The following is an 18,569-nucleotide window of genomic DNA, read 5'->3' on the forward strand; positions in this document are numbered from 1 at the left end:
AACTATTAACGATTGTAATATTAAAGAATTATTGTATTGGTTCTATTAAAATTTACATTTTTTCGATGAAATACTTCTTTTTAGATAAAGTGTATAATTTTTCGGACAATAAAAACGTTTCACCATTTGTAAGTTTTCTTTGTTTTTCAATGAAAACAGGGATGTTATGTGTTAAAAACTCCGTTACTTTTACATAAAATATAATTTCATGAATAGTAAGTCTATTTTTTATCTTTTTTTCTTTCTAATTATTTTAATAAGCTGTAATTCTAAGCAAAAAAATACATCGGATACATTTAATGATTTAAGTAAGTATCAAGATTACATTTCGGAAGTAAGTCATGGAATAATTTCAGTAAAATCAGATGTTAGAGTCGTATTTAATACCCCTATAGAAGGTTGGGAAAATGGGTTAGAGTTAGATAAAAGTTTATTTAAAGTTTCTCCTAAAACGGCAGGTAAAGTAATTGCTTTAGATAATAGGACAATTGCTTTTGTTCCAGAGAAAGCATTTAAACAGGATACAGATTATGCTTTTACACTAGACATAGAAACTATTTTACCAGACCTACCTAAAGAATTAAGAGAAATGTCTTTTGGAGTAAAAACATTAAAACAGCAGTTTAATATTTATACAAATGCAATACAATCTTACTCTAAAAACTACCAGTATATAAACGGGCAATTACGAAGTTCTGATGTACTTACTTTAGAAAATGCTAAAAACTTAGTACGTATTACACATAAAGGAAAAAAAATAACCCCAAAGTTTGATGGTGGCTTAAAAGAAGGAACTCAGTTTTCTTTTACAATAGATAGCATTCAGCGTTTTAAAGAAGACAGTGAACTTTTAGTTACATGGTCTGGAAAAGAATTAGATATAGAAAGTGAAGGTGAAAATAAAATTTCTATTGCTGGAAAAAATAATTTTACTATTCTAGATGTTACTTTAGATACTTCTGAGAATCAAATTATCATATTAAATTTCTCGGATCCAATTAAAAAAAGTCAAAACTTTAAAGGTTTAGTCGTTTTAGAAGGCGATGATAAACCAAAATATTCTGTAGACGGGAACATATTAAAAGTATACCCATCTAAAGAAATGAACGGAACGGCCCAATTAGAGGTTTTTGATGGTATTGAAAGTACAGATGGCTATAAACTAAAATCTAAATATAAAGAACGTGTGGCTTTTGAAGAGATAAAACCACAAGTTAGATTGCTTTCAAACGGTACTATTTTACCTTCATCTAATAATCTTAAGATTAATTTTGAAGCTGTAAATTTAAAAGCAGTAGATGTTACGGTTCTTAAAATTTATGAAAATAACATACTACAATTTTTACAAAATAATAACATAAACGGACAAGGTAATTTAAGAAGTGTAGCAAGACCAATTATTACTAAAAAAATTGATTTAGTAAGTAAATTATCTAATAATATTGGAAAGTGGAAAGCACATGCGTTAGATTTAAAGTCTATTATTACTCCAGAAGTAGGTGCAATTTATAGAGTAGAATTTACATATAAAGGAACCTATAGTTTGTATACCTGTAGTTCTACAAATTTTGAGGCAGAAGACCCAACAGATAGTTTTGATGAAGAGCAAGAGGATAGCTCTTGGGATGGAGTAGAAAATTATTATAACGACTATTACTACAATTATAATTGGTCCGAGAGAGAAAACCCTTGTAACACATCCTATTATTATAATAAAAAAATTGGTATAAATGTTTTGGCTACAGATATAGGGGTTACTGTGAAAAAAGGCCTTAATAAAAGTTATTTTATTGCTGTAAATGATATTGTGAGTACAAAGCCAATTGCAGGCGCAAAAGTTACTTTTTATAATTACCAACAACAAGAAGTAGGAAAAGTTACTACAGATGAAAAAGGAATCTCATTTTTTGATTCAGATAAACTAGCCTTTTTTGCAATTGTAGAAAGTAATGGTCAAAAAAATTATATAAAACTTAATGACGGTAATGCACTTTCTGTAAGTAAGTTTAATGTTTCTGGTGTGCAATTACAAAAGGGAATTAAAGGTTTTATTTTTGCAGAAAGAGGCGTATGGCGCCCTGGAGATAAAATTTATCTTTCTTTTATGTTGAATGATAATGCGAATAAACTTCCTGAAAATCATCCGGTTAAATTAGAACTTTTAGATCCATATAATAGTGTTGTTCATAGGGAAGTAAAAACAAATGGCACACAAAATTTTTACCATTTTAATTTAAAGACAGACGAGAACGCAGTAACAGGAAATTGGTTAGCAAAGGTTTCTGTTGGTGGTACATCTTTTACGAAAACTCTTAAGATAGAAACTATAAAGCCAAACCGCTTAAAAATAAAAACAGCGTTTGATAAAGAGGTATTATCTAGTAAATCTCCAATAGATGGTGAGATTGAAGTAAAGTGGTTACACGGAGCAATTGCCAAAAATTTAAAAGCAGATATTACAGGAAAATTTAATTCTAAAGCCACAACTTTCAAGACTTTTCCTGGATATGTTTTTGATGACCCTTCACGTAATTTTTCTAGTGAAGAACAAGTAGTGTTTAATGGGAAGATTAATGGAGAAGGAAAAGCAAAATTTAATGTAAATCCACAGTTAACAGCAAAGGCGCCAGGTATGCTAAATGCAGCATTCATAACAAAGGTGTATGAAAATGGCGGCGATTTTAGTACCGATGTTTTTACAAAAGAATATTCGCCATATGCTACGTACATTGGTTTAAATGCCCCAAAAGGAGATAAAAGAAGAGGTATGCTTTTAACAGATGTTAAGCATAAATTTGAAGTGGTTTCTGTAGATGAAAATGGTAAACCAAAAGCAACTAAAAACCTTAAAGTAACAATCCATAAAGTAAACTGGAGATGGTGGTGGGATACTTCTGCAGATAATTTATCGTCCTATAGTAGTAGTCAATATAGAGATGAGATTTTTTCAAAAACAATTAGTACAGGTTCTAACGGGAAAGGAAGTTTTGAGTTTGAACTTAAATACCCAGACTGGGGGCGTTATTTAGTACGTGTAGAAGACACCAAAGGTGGTCATGCAACTGGTAAAGCAGTATATGTAGATTGGCCAGGTTGGGCAGGAAAATCTAAAAAAAATGACCCTTCTGCAGCAACAATGTTATCTTTCTCTACAGATAAAGAAAACTATAAAGTTGGTGAAAATGCAACAGTATCATTCCCAAGTTCGGAAGGTGGGAGAGCTTTAGTTACTATAGAAAACGGAAGTGAGGTTTTAGAATCTCTTTGGGTAGAAGCTACCAAAGGAGAAACTAAATTTACATTGCCAATAACCCAATTATATACACCAAATGTTTTTATTCATATTACCTTATTACAGCCGCATGCAAGTACTTTAAATGATAGTCCTATTCGTTTGTATGGTTTAGTGCCAATAGCAGTAGAAAATCCGGAAACTAAATTGCAACCTGTTGTAAAAATGCCAGATGTTCTAAGACCAGAAGAAGAAATAAAACTTACGGTAAAGGAAAACAAAGGAAAAGCAATGTCGTATAGCATTGCTATTGTAGATGAAGGTTTATTAGATTTAACCCGATTTAAAACTCCAAACCCATGGAATACCTTTTATGCTAAAGAAGCATTGGGAGTAAAAACTTGGGATGTTTATGATGATGTTATTGGGGCTTTTAGAGGTAAAATAAATCAGGTATTTGCCATTGGTGGAGATGATGAATTAGCAGGGGCTAAAAATAAAAAAGCAAATAGATTTGCCCCTATGGTGGTGCATTTAGGACCGTTTGAGTTAAAAGAAGGAAAATCTAAAACCCATAAAATAAAGATTCCAAAATATGTTGGTTCTGTTCGTACTATGGTTGTTGCTGGTGATGTTAGTAAGGAAGCATATGGTATTTTAGAAAAAACTACTCCTGTACGTAAGCCATTAATGATTTTGGCTTCTTTACCAAGGAAAATTACACCAGGTGAAAAAGTAACACTTCCTGTTACTGTATTTGCCATGGAAAAGAAAATTAAGAATGTTACTTTAAAAATAAAACAAGACAAAGCTTTTACGGTAGAAGGAGGAGCATCACAATCGTTGAGTTTCTCAGAACCCGATGAAAAGATGGCATATTTTACGCTAAATGTTTCGGATTTTAAAGGAATAGGAAAGGTAGTGGTTGAAGCATCTGGTAATGGCGAAAAAGCATCTTTTGAAATTCCTATAGATGTAGTTAATCCTAACCCTATGACCTCTAAAACAGAACAAATTGTTTTAGATGCTAATGCAGAACAAACAATTTCTTTAGAGTCTTTTGGAATTAACGAAAGCAACTCTGTAGATGTTGAGTTTTCTACCTTACCAGCAATGAATTTTAATGGGCGCATGCAACAACTTATTCGTTATCCGCATGGCTGTGTAGAACAAACAACATCGGGAGCTTTTCCACAGTTGTTTTTAACTTCCATTTTTGATGTTACTTCTAACAAGAAAAAACGAATTCAGCAAAATATAGAAAGTGCTATTAAAAGACTAGGAGGTTTTCAATTAGCTAACGGAGGCTTAGGCTATTGGCCAGGACAAAAACAAGCTAATGATTGGGGAACAACCTATGCAGGGCACTTTTTACTAGAAGCAGAAAAAAGGGGTTATGTATTGCCAATAGGGTTTAAATCTAGTTGGGTAAATTATCAAAAACAAATAGCAAAGCAGTGGCGTTCAGGAAACTCAAGTTCTTCCTTAGCGCAAGCGTATCGTTTATATACCTTGGCTCTTTCTGGAAATGCAGATGTAGCTTCTATGAACAGATTAAGAGAAACTAAAGAATTGTCTAATGATGCCTATTTTAAATTAGCAGCAGCCTATGCACAAATAGGACAAGTAAAAGTAGCAAAAGATTTATTGTTAAAAGCAAAATGGGAGTTTGTTAAGAAAAAGAACTCGTATTATACCTATGGCTCTTCTTTACGAAATAAGGCAATGGCATTAGAAACAGTTGTATTAGTAGAGGATAAAATGAAAGCGCAACAATTAGCAAAAGAAATTGCAATGGTGTTATCTGAAAAAAGATGGTTAAGCACTCAAGAAACTGCTTATAGCTTATTAAGTATGGCAAAGTTTGCCGATATGGTTGGTGGTAAAGGTATTAGTACAAGTATCTCTGTAAATGGAAAATCAGATAAAATAAGTACTTCTAAAACACTAGTAAATAGGAATTTTGAAATTAAAAAAGGGACTAATACAGTTACCATTAAAAATAAAGAAGGGAATACTGTTTATGTGAGTATAGTTACCAATGGTATTTTACCTGTAGGAGAAGAAAAAATAATTACACAAAACCTTACAGCAAATGTGGTATATAAAAATAGAAATGGCTCTACATTAGAGATAGCTGAAATACAGCAGGGAACAGATTTTGTTGCTGAGGTTACCATTACCAATACATCTAGTTCTAAATTAAAAGACATGGCAATGTCTCAGATATTTCCAAGTGGGTGGGAAATTGTAAATACCAGATTTACAGACTTTGGAAGTTTTGCGGAGAATAATGTAACCCATACAGATATAAGAGATGATAGAGCTAATTTTTATTTTGATATGAAACCTAAAGAAAGCAAAACCTTTAGAGTATTACTTAATGCTTCTTATTTAGGAACGTACTATTTACCAGGAGTACAAGCAGAAGCCATGTATAATAATGATTATATGGTACGTACTAAAGGGCAATGGGTAAAGGTGGTGCAGTAATTTTATGAAAATAAATAGGTATTTACAGCATATAAAAAGAACTGTCTACTAAAACAGATTCGGAGGTTTTAGCCCATACTAAAGCCTCTTTTAGAGAAGTAAAAGTTTGTAGTTTAGGCATAAAAACTTTCTCTAACATACCATTAAAAAAACCTCTTTTGGTATAACTAACTATACCGTATCCCCTGAATTTAACATCATGGTTTTTAAACTTTAACCAATCAGACGGAACCACGGAATAGTCATTAATACGATGACTTATGTAAATTAAATCTTGAGATTTATCTTGATAAATACTTAGAAATTCATCTACTAAAAATTTTCCTTGTGCTTCCCAAGAAATAACAACATCCTCTTTTACTTCGCCAACAATAAAATTATCGTACAAGTAAAAATCCCCAAAATCATAACTTAAAATATGAAGGGGTTTTTTGTAAAAAAAATACTCTTTTATTCTTTTCAAAGTATAGTGTACTGCTGTTCTAAAAGCAAAAGAAAAGAATGTTAATGTATTTATTACATTTAATCGGTTAAAAACGAAAAAAGTCTGCCTAATGTAATATTAAGATAAAAAGATTTAGAAATAACAAAATTTGTAGGACAAAACGTTTTTTAATTTATAGTTTTTCATCTGCTTTTTCAGGTAAAACAGTATCAAAAACAAAAGCACCAATTTCTTTTATTGGCTCATAGAGTATAGATTCTTTTTTAGCATCATCACTAATAAAATTTAGTGTATTATTCATACGGTCAAAGAATACCAATAAAGCCCCAACAATTACAGCAACTTTTAAAGCTCCAAATAAAGCTCCAGCCACTTTGTTTAAAAAACCTAACATAGCAAAATCTGCTACTTTAGTTAGTAATTTCCCAGCAACATGGACCAATATAACTATAGCAACAAAAGTAATTATAAAGGAGGCAACATTCATGTAGTGAGCATTCCATTGCATATGTTCTGCTAAATAATCGCCAGTTATGTATGAAAAATGTATAGCACCATAAATTCCTGCAATAAGAGCAATTATAGAAGCAATTTCAACAAAAAGGCCATTTTTAAGACCTTTATAAAGACCCCAAATAAGTAATATTCCTAAAACAATATCTAATATAGCCATGCCTGTTTAATTTAGACAAATATAAAACTTTGATTTGTACCTTTGATTTTTTAAAAATAAAAGACTACAGGTTAAAAAAATAAATAATGTCTAGAGATATAGAGTTAAAAGAGCGCTGGAAAGATTTAGTAGAAAAACTTTCTAAACAATTTGCAGATGGGGATACCTTAGATTTAGATGCCATTATTTATTTAGTTGGTATACAAGAATTAGGACAATATGATAAGAAGTATAAGAAAGACGAAAAATTGAATTTAATGCACATTGCTATCTGCAGGTTATTAGAGCCTTATGGATATTATAAATTTGATTTTTTTGATGAAGAAGGTTGGCCTCATTATATTGTTGTAGAAGAATTACCTGCTTTAAAAGCAGGAGAACAATCCGTATTAATGAAAGAAGCAATTGTGGGTTATTTTCTTGAGAAAGAATATATAGTATAAATAATGAGTTGGATGCGTTCCTAGATTATGAAAAAAAGAATAGCACAGTTTCTAAAAAGACATCCAAAGAAACTTTTTGTTTTTAGTGTGTTATGCATTCTTTATTATTTTTGTCTTCCTAATGTTTTATTTAATAGCCCAACAGCAACCGTAGTAGAGAGTAGTGATAATACTTTAATAGGAGCTACTATTGCAGCAGATGGGCAATGGCGATTTCCAAAAGTGGATAGTGTACCTTATAAATTTAAAACGTGTATTATTCAGTTTGAAGATGCACATTTTTATAAGCATCCTGGATTTAATCCAGTTTCTATGGCTAAGGCTATTAAAACCAATTTGTATGCGGGTAAAACACTTCGTGGAGGTAGTACTATTACCCAACAGGTTATTCGCTTGGCAAGAGAAAATAAGAAACGGTCTTACCTAGAAAAAGTAATAGAGTTAGTTTGGGCAACAAGGTTAGAGTTAAGACATTCTAAAAAGGAAATTTTAGAATTGTATACTAGTAATGCCCCTTTTGGAGGCAATGTAGTAGGTTTAGAAGTAGCGTCTTGGCGGTACTATGGCTTACAAGCTTACCAACTATCATGGGCACAATCTGCTACTTTAGCAGTTTTACCAAATGTTCCAAGTTTAATTTATCCTGGAAAAAACCAAGAGCTATTATTAAAAAAAAGAAATCGACTTTTAAAAAAGCTATTAGAAATAGGTGTTTTTGATAAAACAACATACGAGTTAGCTTTACTAGAAGAGTTGCCACAAAAACCGTATGCTTTACCAAAAATAGCACCACATTTAGTGCAAGAAATTGCAAAAAAATATAAAGGGGAAAGAATAACAACATCTATAGATAGGGGGTTACAAAAAAATGCAAATAGAATAGTAGAAAAACATTACCAAAGATTAAAACAAAATTTAGTGCATAATGCAGGAGTTTTAGTTTTAGATGTAAAAACTAGAAAAGTCTTAGCCTATGTTGGAAATACACCAACAACTAAGGAGTTTCAAAAAGATGTTAATCTAATAAACGCTAATAGAAGTACGGGAAGTGTAATAAAACCATTGCTTTATACTGCTATGCTAGATGCTGGTGAATTGTTGCCAGAAATGTTGGTGCCAGATGTACCCACCCAAATTGCAGGATATACGCCAGAGAATTTTAATGAAGATTATAGTGGCGCTGTAACAGCCAAGAAGGCATTGGCGAGGTCTTTAAATATTCCTGCAGTACGTTTATTACAATCGTATGGTTTAGAAAAATTTCGTGATCAGCTTAATTATTTTAATCTAGAAGGAATTAATAAATCTGCAGACCATTATGGTTTAACCTTAATTTTAGGAGGGGCAGAAAGCAATCTTTGGGATTTATGTAAAAGCTATGCAAATTTAGCTTCTACTGTAAATCATTTTAATGATACCTCTAGCGAGTACTATAAAAACGAATTTGTAGCCCCAATTTTAGAAAAGAAAGAGAACGTAAATTTTGGAGAATTAAGTAGAGAAAAGAACACTTTCGATGCGGGGAGTATTTACTTGACATTTGAAGCTATGAAAGAAGTGAATAGACCAGAAGGGAGCGAATCTTGGGAATTTTATGACAGCAGTAAAGAAATAGCTTGGAAAACAGGTACTAGTTATGGTAATAAAGACGCTTGGGCTATTGGGGTAACAAAAGATTATGTGGTTGGTGTTTGGGCTGGTAATGCAGATGGAGAAGGAAGACCAAACCATACTGGAGTAAGTAGTGCTGCCCCTATTTTATTTGATGTTTTTGATGTGTTACCAAAATTGGACTGGTTTGCAAAACCTTTAGATGAATTTATCGATACTAGAGTTTGTGCTAAAAGCGGGTATTTAGCAACTCCTATTTGCCCATCCATGACCATTTCTATTCCAAATAAAGAAAATAAGATTAAGGAATGCTCTTATCATAAAAACATACAATTAGATGCAAAGAAACAATTTAGGGTAAATTCTTCCTGCGCAGATTTATCCAATACAATAACAGAATCTTGGTTTGTACTACCACCTTTAATGGAGTTTTATTATAAAAAAACGCATCTTGATTATAGAATACTCCCAAGCTTTAAAAGGGCGTGCAAGCCAACAAATGTTTCTCCTATGCAATTTATTTACCCAAAGGATGGAAACAGAATTACGCTTACTAAAGGATTTAATGGAGAAAAGGGAGAACTTATTTTAAAACTAGCGCACTCAAAACAAGAAACGCCAGTGTATTGGTATGTAGATGAAGAGTTCATAAAAGAAACAACTAATTTTCATGAAATTGGAATTATTCCTTCAGAAGGAAAACACAAAATTACAGTTATAGATGCTTTGGGTAATGAAGCTGTTATAAGGGTTATAATAGAGTAAGTAGTTTATAATTATAGTAATATATCTAAGAATAGATTAAGGGTTTTTATAGAATGTATTGTTGTATACCGTTATTTTTGGAGTTCATTTTTATCTATCAACTTCAATTCTTTATGATAGGATACAATTCTGGAATGTGCAGTTCCATCAACTAATAAGATAATTATTAACATCGCAATAGTTGTAATACTAATTGCTCTCCAAGTTGGCGAATTAATAAAGAGAATAAGAAGTGCCGCTATAATAATTAGAATAGGAATAACCTTGAATACAACTGCATATTCTTTTAAAGTACTTTCGGAACGTTCAATTTCAGATTGATAAAAAGACGGTGCATCGGCATTAAATGCTTTTTTAAATTGAGTAATTCTTGATTTATTTGTGAAAAACAAACCAACTCCTATGGTCATAAGTAATAAACCAGCCACTAATGTTGGAATAATGTATGCCTTTGCCAAATCAGTTTTTCCCAATTGCAAAAATCCAACACTTGCTAATAAAAATAAAAATCCAAAAAGAATAAAAAAACGTGTTGAGAAAACCTCGGCTTTTGCCCACTCAGTGGCTATTTTCAATATTTCCATAAAGTTTGTTTATAATTATACATAACACTTATTTATAATATTAAGCATAATTATTAATTAGTTTATTCTCTATTTAATCTAACTTATCTGTAAGGGCAGTAAATATTTTTTTTGGGTTTCTTCCTTTATATAATACTTCATAAACAGCATCTATAATTGGTGTTCCCGACTCTTTGTTAATTTTTTGCATTAGTAAATGTGCACTTTTGGTAGCATAATACCCTTCGGCAACCATACTCATTTCCATCATAGCACTTTTTACAGTATATCCTTTACCAATCATATTGCCAAACATACGGTTACGACTAAAAGTAGAATAACCAGTCACTAATAAATCACCTAAATAAGCTGAATTGTTAATGTTTCTTTTCATTTTATGCACACGTTTAATAAAACGTTTCATTTCACGAATAGAATTGCTCATAAGAACACTTTGGAAATTATCACCGTAACCAAGTCCATGAGAAATTCCAGCAGCAATTGCATAAATATTTTTTAGCATAGCAGCATATTCTGTTCCTATAATATCGTCCGATATTTTAGTTTTTATGTAATGGCTTTTTAAGTTTTCTGCTACAATTGTTGCCTTTTCTTGGTCTGCACAAGCAATGGTTAAATAGGATAATCTTTCTAAGGCAACTTCCTCTGCATGGCAGGGACCAGTAATAACACCAATGTTTTCAAAAGGGATAGCGTACTTTTCATGAAAGTGTTCCCCAACAATTAGTCCAGTTTCAGGTACAATTCCTTTTATAGCAGAGAATACAATTTTGTTCTCTAAAGAAACTGTAAGTTTTTGTAATTCAATATCTAAAAAAGCAGAGGGTATGGCAAATATTAATAAATCGGCATTAGAAACAGCTTCGTTAATATCTGAAGTTAAATGTAATTGTTCCAGATGAAATTCTACAGAGCTTAAATAATTTGGGTTGTGTTTTTCGGTTTTAATATGGGTAATAGCATCTTCATTACGCATATACCAAATAACTTGGTCTTGGTTTTCGGTTAGCATCTTAACAATAGCTGTAGCCCAACTTCCTCCTCCTAAAACTGCAAATTTCATCCGTTTATACATTATAGTATTAATCCTCCAAAATTACCAAAATTTAAGGAGCTTTCTTTAGTACAATATAAGCATTGTAAATTTTTTGGCACAAGGTTTGTTTTGTATTAAGGGAATTTAAAATATTTAAAAGATGAAAGCAGTAAAATTACTTATAGGATTTATATTAGTAGGAACCTTACTTTCTTCTTGTTATGCAGATGTAATAATAGAAGACGAATATATAGAGGAACCAATTTATACTACCAATCAGGTTTTACAATCGTATGACTTATGGTATATAGATATTAACGCGACCAAGGGTAATGGCGAAGTTCCTTTTTTACAGCGAGCATTTACCGTTTCATTTAAAAACGGGAAAATGTATGCTAATAATAATATTGTAGGTATTGGTAACACCGGAAATGGCTTTGGAATCCCTGTAGGATATTATGATGGCTATAGTGGTGCGGTAGATATAGATCATGATGTAGATGGTTCTTGGATATTAGAAGTGCTTACGGTTAATAATAATACAATAGAATTGTATGATGCTGGATCTAGAACATCTTACTTTTTAAAAGGATATTATACAGATACGTTTGATTATGATTACGTGTTTTATGATAACATAAACTACTTTTTGCAAGAGTATGATGCTTGGGAAAAAAGTTATACTAGTGAAGAAGGAGCAATAAATGATTTTGATGAAGAGAATTATTTACAATTTTTACCAGATTACTTTAGGTCATCTATAGATAAAAATGGCACCTCTATTTCTAGATTACAGTGGGATTTTGAAGGAGAATATCAGGTGTATGACATAGAAAACGATGAAACGCTTAAAACTTTAACACTTGCATATGATTTCATGGGCAATGATTACTTTGAACTATACGTTATTAATGATAGTACTATAGAGCTATATCACCCAGATAGTAAAACGGTTTATGAGTTTACAGGAAAAGGGTATCAGCAGTACTTAAAATCGGGAAAAAGCTCGGTAAGTAAAAAGAGAAAAAAGACTTCGAATCCTACAATGAATGTAAAACGAAGTAGAAAAATAAAGTAACAAGAAAGTCTTATTAAAACTTTCTTAGAAGAATTTTTTGGTTGGTTATTTAGTTAAGAACCGCTTTAAGCAATATGTTTAAAGCGGTTTTTTATTTTGGTTATTCTGTAACGGTTTGTTATTAAGGACACTAAGAAGTTTAAATTTTTAATAAAAATTAGCTATATCCTTAATTATTAAACACTTTGAGGTGTTCCAAAAGAAATTGTTCTATTTTTGCGCCCTTAAATTAGTGATGTGAAAAAGTATCTAAATCTTTTCGATTTTAAACAAAAAGTAAATTATAAAACAGAAATACTATCTGGATTAACGGTAGCCCTAGCATTAGTGCCAGAAGCAATAGCTTTTGCGTTAATTCCAGGATTTTCTCCTTTAACAGGCCTTTATGCTGCTTTTGTATTGGCATTAATTACTTCTATTTTTGGTGGTAGACCAGGAATGATTTCTGGTGCAACAGGTGCTGTTGCCGTTGTCTTTATAGGTCTTATTTTAGAATTAAAAAGAAACTTTCCAGGAATTGAGCCAGAGACAATTCTTAATTATGTCTTTGCCACTGTTATTATAGCAGGGGTTTTACAAATATTAGCCGGAGTTTTACGTCTAGGTAAATTTATACGTTTAGTACCGCATCCTGTAATGTTCGGGTTTGTAAACGGTTTAGCCATTATTATTTTTATGGCACAGTTTCCTAATTTTTATCAAAAAGGAACAGAAAATCTTTTAGAAGGGAGTGCTATGTATGTAATGCTTGGTTTAACTCTCTTAACTATGTTAATAATTTGGGGATTACCAAAGTTAACAAAAGCAATACCTTCTTCATTAGTTGCTATTATAGTAGTTTCTGCAATTGTTATTGGTTTTGGTGTAGATACCCTTACAGTAGCAGACACCATGAAAGAAGGAGAGTCTATAAAAGGTGGTTTTCCTCCCCTCTCTATTCCTAATATTCCATTAACATTAGAAACTTTTAAAATTATTTTTCCGTATGCTGCAATTGTAGCTGGTGTAGGTTTAATAGAAAGTTTACTTACCCTAAATATTATTGATGAGATTACAGATACTAGAGGTAGTGGCAATAAAGAGTGTGTAGCACAGGGAACAGCAAACATACTTTCTGGGTTTTTATCAGGAATGGGTGGTTGTGCAATGATTGGGCAAAGTTTAATTAACACCTCTTCAGGAGCTAGAGCTCGTTTATCTGGAATAACAGCAGCAGTAATGCTTTTGGTATTTATAATGTTTGGGTCTAATCTAATAGAGCAGTTACCAATGGCTGCTTTGGTAGGATTAATGTTTATGGTAGCTATAGGTACGTTTGAGTGGGCAAGTTTTAAAACTTTTAGAAAAATGCCAAATTCTGATGTTATAGTAATGGTACTAGTAACTTTAATTACAGCTATAACTCATAATCTTGCTGTAGCTGTATTATTAGGAGTAATAATTTCTGCACTTGCATATTCTTGGGAAAATGCAAAACGTATTAGAGCAAGAAAACATGTTGACGAGGATGGAATTAAGCATTATGAAATTTTTGGCCCTTTGTTTTTTGGTTCTACAACACTTTTTAATGAGAAGTTTGATGTTCAAGGAGACCCAGAAGAGATAATTATAGACTTTAAAGAAAGTAGAGTAGCAGATATGTCTGGTATAGAAGCCTTAAATAAACTTACAGAACGTTACCAAAAAGTGGGTAAAAAAGTACATTTAAGGCATTTAAGTAAAGATTGTATACGCTTACTTAAAGATGCTGATGATATTATAGATGTAAATGTTTTAGAGGATCCTACTTATAAAGTAGTTGCTAAATAATTTAAATGATCGCTTAGGAATAACTCCTAAGCAATCATTTAAATTAGTGTTTTAACGTATACCAGTAATAATTTTACTATCTCTTGTTGTGTTATACTTTTTAAAAAGAAGATTTACTGTTTTTTTATAGTTAGGGTTGTTTATTAAATTATTTTTTTCCTTTTCAGTAGGGTCTTTCTTTAAATTAAATAAAGCATAAGGTTTTCTGGTAGTATAGGTTTTATCCTTTTTATCAATAGTAATTATAAGTTTAAAATCTCCATCAATAATAATTCCTTCTTGAGCTGTACCACTTTGTAACATTAGAAAAGGGTGAGGTCTTAAGTTAGATTCTCCTAAGAATATGGGTAATAAAGAAGAAGAATCTAAGGCGTTTTCAGAATCTAATTCTTGATTTGTTATTTCTGCTAAGGTTGCCATAACATCTAAACCAATAATAGGAACATCGGATTTAGAGTTTGGTTTTATCTTATTTGGCCATGAAGCAATAAAAGGAACACGATGGCCACCTTCATAGCAAAGATTTTTATGCCCACGGTAAATACTGCTAGAATTATGATTAGCCTTTAGCGTATTAGGAGTATGTAAACCACCATTGTCTGATGTTATAATTATTAAAGTATTATCGTACAGTTTCTTTTTCTTTAAAGATTGTACAAGCATTTCTATTTGTATATCTAGTTCTTTAACTAGGTCTAAATGATTAGATGGAGTTGTACCTGCTACTTTTTTACCATTTAATTCTTTAGATGGGGTATGTGGTAAATGTACCGCTTGAGTAGAGTAATACATAAAGAAAGGCTTTTTTTCTTCTCTTTTTTCAATATAAGAGATAGCCTTATTAGCTAAAACACCACCAATTAAATGAGGATCCCAATTACTATCGCCTAACCCTTCTAACTTATCCAGTTTAACTCCTATTTTGTCCATGTCTTTTTGCGATATGTAGTCAATACGAGAATCATTCTGTAACGGCATCATATTTCCATTTTCATAGACAGCATAAGGAGAGGCTTGTATTCCTGCAGCAAGTGTTACACTATAATCAAAACCGTTAGATTGTGGGCCACCAGAAACAATTTTTCGAATATCTACTTCTGTTTCTGGCTTATTTCTTAACCCTCTATATATTTGGGTGGTATCCCCTTTTCTGAAATAATTTCCTCCTAAATGCCATTTTCCAAAAAATGCAGTTTGGTAACCTGCGTTTTTCATAAGTTTCCCTAGAGTAAGTTGGTTGGGTTTAATAGGAGATTCTTGGTAAGCACCCCAAACTCCCCAAGGAAAATCACTACGGTAGCAATGATTACCAGTCATAATTGCATAACGGGAAGGAGCGCAAAGAGCAGCTGGTGAATGGGCATTGGTAAATATCATTCCGGATTCAGATAATTTATCAATCGTTGGAGTTTCAACAATAATTTTATCCGAATTAATTTTTCTATAGTGAGATATATCTCCAACACCTATGTCGTCTGCAAGAATTACCACCACATTTGGTTGTTCTTGGGCGTTAGCTAAAGAAAAAATTAGGGATATATTCAGAAAAAAGAATTGGAACAACTGTTTTTTGAAAGTATAAATCATATTTTTTATTTAAAGTAATTTGGATAAATGTATTTTAAATTTAAAGTGTCTCCTGTGTTTTTTTGCCATTGTAGCATAGCAGCCCCCATTTTTTTTAAAGTTGGTGTTTTCGTTTTATCTGTAATTATATTTTTAGTTTCCCAAGGATCTAGTTTTAAATTATACAATTCTGCAGCTTTAGCTTGGGGATATAAGATAAGTTTATAATTATCCTTGACAATAGCTCTTTGGTCATTAAACATAGCTAGGTATATAGATGAATAAGGGCTTACTATAGTATTATCCTCTATCTGTGGGACTAAGGAATTAAATTCAATATATTCAGGAATGTCTATTCCTACTAACTCTAATATAGTTGGGTATATATCTTGTAGATATATACGTTCTTTTTTCTTTTTATTTTGTGGCATTCCAGGGCCCATTATTATTAAGGGTGCTTTTGCACTTATATCATATAAACATACTTTACCTGCAACCCCATTTTCTCCAAAACTTATACCATGATCGGACATAAATACTATTATAGAATTTTCATATAATCCATTGTTTTTTAAAGCAGAGATAATGTCTCCGATACGATCGTCCATATGGGTTACCATTGCATTATTTTGTTGGTAACGATTTTTCATAGTTTTAGGGTTTAAAGGCGCAGAGGTGTAATTATATTTTATATTTGGATGTAAAGGGCCAGCTTTTACGCTAGGGGGTAATATAACCTCTTTTGGAGGATACATATCATAATATTTTTGTTCTGTTTGCCTGGGAACATGCGGAGCATTAAATGCGGTGTATAAAAAGAAAGGTTTTTTCCTTTTAGCAGCCATTTTAATAAACGCTACAGACTCTTTTCCTACTATATCAGTATAATGGCCATCTTTACTATTATAAGTCTTTAATTGCCCTGGTAATATGGTGCCATAATTATCAAAGGTTGCTTTTGGAGATTTACCAAGTGCATGCCATTTTCCAGTTACGTAGGTTTCGTAACCAGCAGTTTTTAAGCGTTCTGTAAGCGATGGGCCTGGAACATTTTTTTTAGTAATTTTAGATGCATTCCATAAAAAAGTTCCATTAAACAGCATAGTTCTACTAGGAATACATACAGCAGGAGACCAGCACCCCATATTATAGGCATTGGTAAAATAGACACCAGATTCTGCTATTTTATCTATGTTAGGTGTTTTAATATTTCCAAATCTGTAGGCGCCTACGGCAACATTACTTTGGTCATCAGATTCTATTAAAATAATATTAGGCTGGGCTACTCCAAAAAAATGTACTAAAAATATAGCTATACTAAAAAGTAATTTTTGCATTTTCTTATTTTTTGATTGGTTCTAGAGTATATGCTCTTACCCAATCATAATACGTTGTGTTTTTAGTGTCATTGGCTAATTCTTCTGGAGTTGGTGGAGTTTCCCAATTATAGGTTTCTGTAACCATATGCATGTACATAGGCTTGTTAAATGGAGTTTTGTTATAATATGTACTAGGGTTCATTGTAAATTGATATACACCATCTAAATATATTTTAATAGTAGTAGCGTCTACCCACCAACATCCATAAACATGATAAGCTTCATTTGCAGGGGGATTTATTTTAGCAGTCCCTCCTTGCGATTTTGTAGATTTTTCGCCATTACAATCGGTATTAAAAATGTGGGTGTTAGAGTGGAGTTTAGTTCTAAAATCTAGTTTTCTTTTTTGTTGCCCAACAACTTCAACTATATCTAATTCATGTTGTTCTCTTGGGCAATCTTTAGGGTTTGGTTTATTTTTCATCCAGAAGGTAGAAGACATACTAATGCTAGATGCTTTCATTTTGGCTTCATAATAACCGTAAAATCCATCTTTAGCAACAGATGCTACTGCACCTCCTTTAATAGTATATTTTTTGTCTCCCTTTAAAACAGAATTTTTTATTTGTAAGTTACCGTCTTTCACAGATACTTGGGAAGCTCTAAAAGTAGCTGGAGGCCTTCCATTTACCCAGTAAGGGGATCTATCATACCATTTATCAGCATTTAATTTTGTGCCATTAAATTCATCTGTAAACTTTTCATTTTTTACCCATTTGTAACCTTCAGGTGCATTAGGAGTTTGTGCTGTTAATTGAAACGTAATTATAAATAAAATTAAATATGCAATTTTCTTTTTCATAATGATTAGATGTGATCATTTTAATCGTTGTGTAAAGCTATGCATATTGTCTTCTAAATACTGCTACATATGGTCTATAAAATAACACTGTTGTTTACAAAAAAAAAGCCACCTAAGTAGGTGGCTCTTGTATATTATAGTTTTTTAAAAGTCTTATAAAGTTCTAAGATACTCTAAAATTGACCTTGCATCTCCTTCACTAAGGTTTTGGTTTATCATAATTGCATTGTTATATTCTTTTAATAAAGCCTGTGCAATAGGGTCTTCTTTTATCATCTTATCTGGGTTTAAAATCATATTCATTACCCACTCTGGGCTTCTACGATCTAATACACCTTTTAAAGCAGGTCCAATCATACGTTTGTCTACCATATGGCAAGCTGTACAAACTGTTCTAAATTTTTCTTCACCTGCAGTAGCCATATCTGTATTAATATCAGCATCAAGTGTTATAGCAGTAATTGGCCCTACTCCTTTATTACTTAAATCTACTGGTACTTCTTGAGTCTCTGTTGTAGTTTTTGCTTCTGTTTTGGTTCTGTTCATTTCAAAACCAGGTTTTTTTTCTTCTTTTTTCTCTCCGCAGCTTACGATTAAAGCTCCTAATGCTAAAATGCTGAATATTTTTTTCATTGTTTTGTTTGATTTTGCGC

General features: G+C 31.9%; 13 protein-coding genes. 5 read left to right on the plus strand and 8 right to left on the minus strand.

What is annotated here, in order from left to right; genetic code table 11:
• Positions 1-208: 208 nt before the first annotated feature.
• The gene (locus CLV91_RS05215) at positions 209-5,725 is read left to right on the plus strand and encodes an alpha-2-macroglobulin family protein (protein WP_121064655.1); all 5,517 of its coding nucleotides are present in this window, start codon (positions 209-211) and stop codon (positions 5,723-5,725) included.
• A 22-nt stretch (positions 5,726-5,747) separates the two neighbouring features.
• On the opposite strand, the gene CLV91_RS05220 is transcribed toward CLV91_RS05215, so the two are convergent.
• Both CLV91_RS05220 and CLV91_RS05225 read right to left on the minus strand, forming a co-directional pair.
• Positions 5,748-6,188 (minus strand): hypothetical protein, encoded by a 441-nt coding sequence (locus CLV91_RS05220; RefSeq protein WP_121064657.1) that lies wholly within the window; start codon positions 6,186-6,188, stop codon positions 5,748-5,750.
• Positions 6,189-6,342: 154 nt separating this feature from the next.
• Positions 6,343-6,843, minus strand: coding sequence for a CvpA family protein (locus CLV91_RS05225; RefSeq protein WP_121064659.1), 501 nt, complete (start codon positions 6,841-6,843; stop codon positions 6,343-6,345).
• Positions 6,844-6,929: 86 nt separating this feature from the next.
• Here CLV91_RS05225 and CLV91_RS05230 point away from each other — a divergent pair, with 86 nt between their 5' ends.
• Both CLV91_RS05230 and pbpC read left to right on the plus strand, forming a co-directional pair.
• Positions 6,930-7,286, plus strand: a complete 357-nt coding sequence (locus CLV91_RS05230; protein WP_121064661.1) for a hypothetical protein — start codon at positions 6,930-6,932, stop codon at positions 7,284-7,286.
• A gap of 27 nt (positions 7,287-7,313) precedes the next feature.
• A complete protein-coding gene (pbpC, locus tag CLV91_RS05235) occupies positions 7,314-9,662 on the plus strand; it encodes a penicillin-binding protein 1C (protein ID WP_121064663.1) in 2,349 nt (782 codons plus the stop codon).
• 71 nt (positions 9,663-9,733) lie between these two features.
• Here pbpC and CLV91_RS05240 read toward each other — a convergent pair whose 3' ends face one another.
• Complete coding sequence (locus CLV91_RS05240; RefSeq protein WP_121064665.1) at positions 9,734-10,246, minus strand: hypothetical protein; 513 nt, start codon at positions 10,244-10,246, stop codon at positions 9,734-9,736.
• 73 nt (positions 10,247-10,319) lie between these two features.
• Positions 10,320-11,321, minus strand: coding sequence for an NAD(P)H-dependent glycerol-3-phosphate dehydrogenase (locus CLV91_RS05245; protein ID WP_121064668.1), 1,002 nt, complete (start codon positions 11,319-11,321; stop codon positions 10,320-10,322).
• A 121-nt stretch (positions 11,322-11,442) separates the two neighbouring features.
• On the opposite strand from CLV91_RS05245, the gene CLV91_RS05250 reads away from it, so the two are divergent.
• Positions 11,443-12,360 (plus strand): nicotinic acid mononucleotide adenyltransferase, encoded by a 918-nt coding sequence (locus CLV91_RS05250; RefSeq protein WP_121064670.1) that lies wholly within the window; start codon positions 11,443-11,445, stop codon positions 12,358-12,360.
• A gap of 237 nt (positions 12,361-12,597) precedes the next feature.
• Positions 12,598-14,169: a SulP family inorganic anion transporter gene (locus CLV91_RS05255; protein WP_121064672.1), complete on the plus strand. Its 1,572-nt coding sequence runs from the start codon at positions 12,598-12,600 to the stop codon at positions 14,167-14,169.
• Positions 14,170-14,220: 51 nt separating this feature from the next.
• Here CLV91_RS05255 and CLV91_RS05260 read toward each other — a convergent pair whose 3' ends face one another.
• The 4 genes from CLV91_RS05260 to CLV91_RS05275 all read right to left on the minus strand — a co-directional run bounded on the left by CLV91_RS05260 (position 14,221) and on the right by CLV91_RS05275 (position 18,549).
• Complete coding sequence (locus CLV91_RS05260; RefSeq protein ID WP_121064674.1) at positions 14,221-15,756, minus strand: sulfatase family protein; 1,536 nt, start codon at positions 15,754-15,756, stop codon at positions 14,221-14,223.
• Positions 15,757-15,761: 5 nt separating this feature from the next.
• Positions 15,762-17,072, minus strand: a complete 1,311-nt coding sequence (locus CLV91_RS05265) for a sulfatase-like hydrolase/transferase (protein WP_121064677.1) — start codon at positions 17,070-17,072, stop codon at positions 15,762-15,764.
• Between the two features lie 4 nt (positions 17,073-17,076).
• Positions 17,077-17,916, minus strand: coding sequence for a LamG domain-containing protein (locus CLV91_RS05270; RefSeq protein ID WP_121064679.1), 840 nt, complete (start codon positions 17,914-17,916; stop codon positions 17,077-17,079).
• 153 nt (positions 17,917-18,069) lie between these two features.
• Positions 18,070-18,549 carry a c-type cytochrome gene (locus tag CLV91_RS05275; RefSeq protein ID WP_121064681.1) on the minus strand — a complete coding sequence of 160 codons (480 nt, stop codon included), beginning with the start codon at positions 18,547-18,549 and terminating at the stop codon, positions 18,070-18,072.
• Positions 18,550-18,569: the final 20 nt, after the last annotated feature.

This window comes from Maribacter vaceletii (assembly GCF_003634105.1).
Classification (GTDB): domain Bacteria; phylum Bacteroidota; class Bacteroidia; order Flavobacteriales; family Flavobacteriaceae; genus Maribacter_B; species Maribacter_B vaceletii.

Excerpts from the sequence above, each read along its gene's own strand:
- CLV91_RS05230 (WP_121064661.1), top strand. The coding sequence starts at position 6,930 with ATGTCTAGAGATATAGAGTTAAAAGAGCGCTGGAAAGATTTAGTAGAA.
- CLV91_RS05215 (WP_121064655.1), top strand. The coding sequence starts at position 209 with ATGAATAGTAAGTCTATTTTTTATCTTTTTTTCTTTCTAATTATTTTA.
- CLV91_RS05245 (WP_121064668.1), bottom strand. The coding sequence starts at position 11,321 with ATGTATAAACGGATGAAATTTGCAGTTTTAGGAGGAGGAAGTTGGGCT.
- CLV91_RS05240 (WP_121064665.1), bottom strand. The coding sequence starts at position 10,246 with ATGGAAATATTGAAAATAGCCACTGAGTGGGCAAAAGCCGAGGTTTTC.
- pbpC (WP_121064663.1), top strand. The coding sequence starts at position 7,314 with ATGAAAAAAAGAATAGCACAGTTTCTAAAAAGACATCCAAAGAAACTT.
- CLV91_RS05250 (WP_121064670.1), top strand. The coding sequence starts at position 11,443 with ATGAAAGCAGTAAAATTACTTATAGGATTTATATTAGTAGGAACCTTA.
- CLV91_RS05265 (WP_121064677.1), bottom strand. The coding sequence starts at position 17,072 with ATGCAAAAATTACTTTTTAGTATAGCTATATTTTTAGTACATTTTTTT.
- CLV91_RS05260 (WP_121064674.1), bottom strand. The coding sequence starts at position 15,756 with ATGATTTATACTTTCAAAAAACAGTTGTTCCAATTCTTTTTTCTGAAT.
- CLV91_RS05225 (WP_121064659.1), bottom strand. The coding sequence starts at position 6,843 with ATGGCTATATTAGATATTGTTTTAGGAATATTACTTATTTGGGGTCTT.
- CLV91_RS05270 (WP_121064679.1), bottom strand. The coding sequence starts at position 17,916 with ATGAAAAAGAAAATTGCATATTTAATTTTATTTATAATTACGTTTCAA.
- CLV91_RS05275 (WP_121064681.1), bottom strand. The coding sequence starts at position 18,549 with ATGAAAAAAATATTCAGCATTTTAGCATTAGGAGCTTTAATCGTAAGC.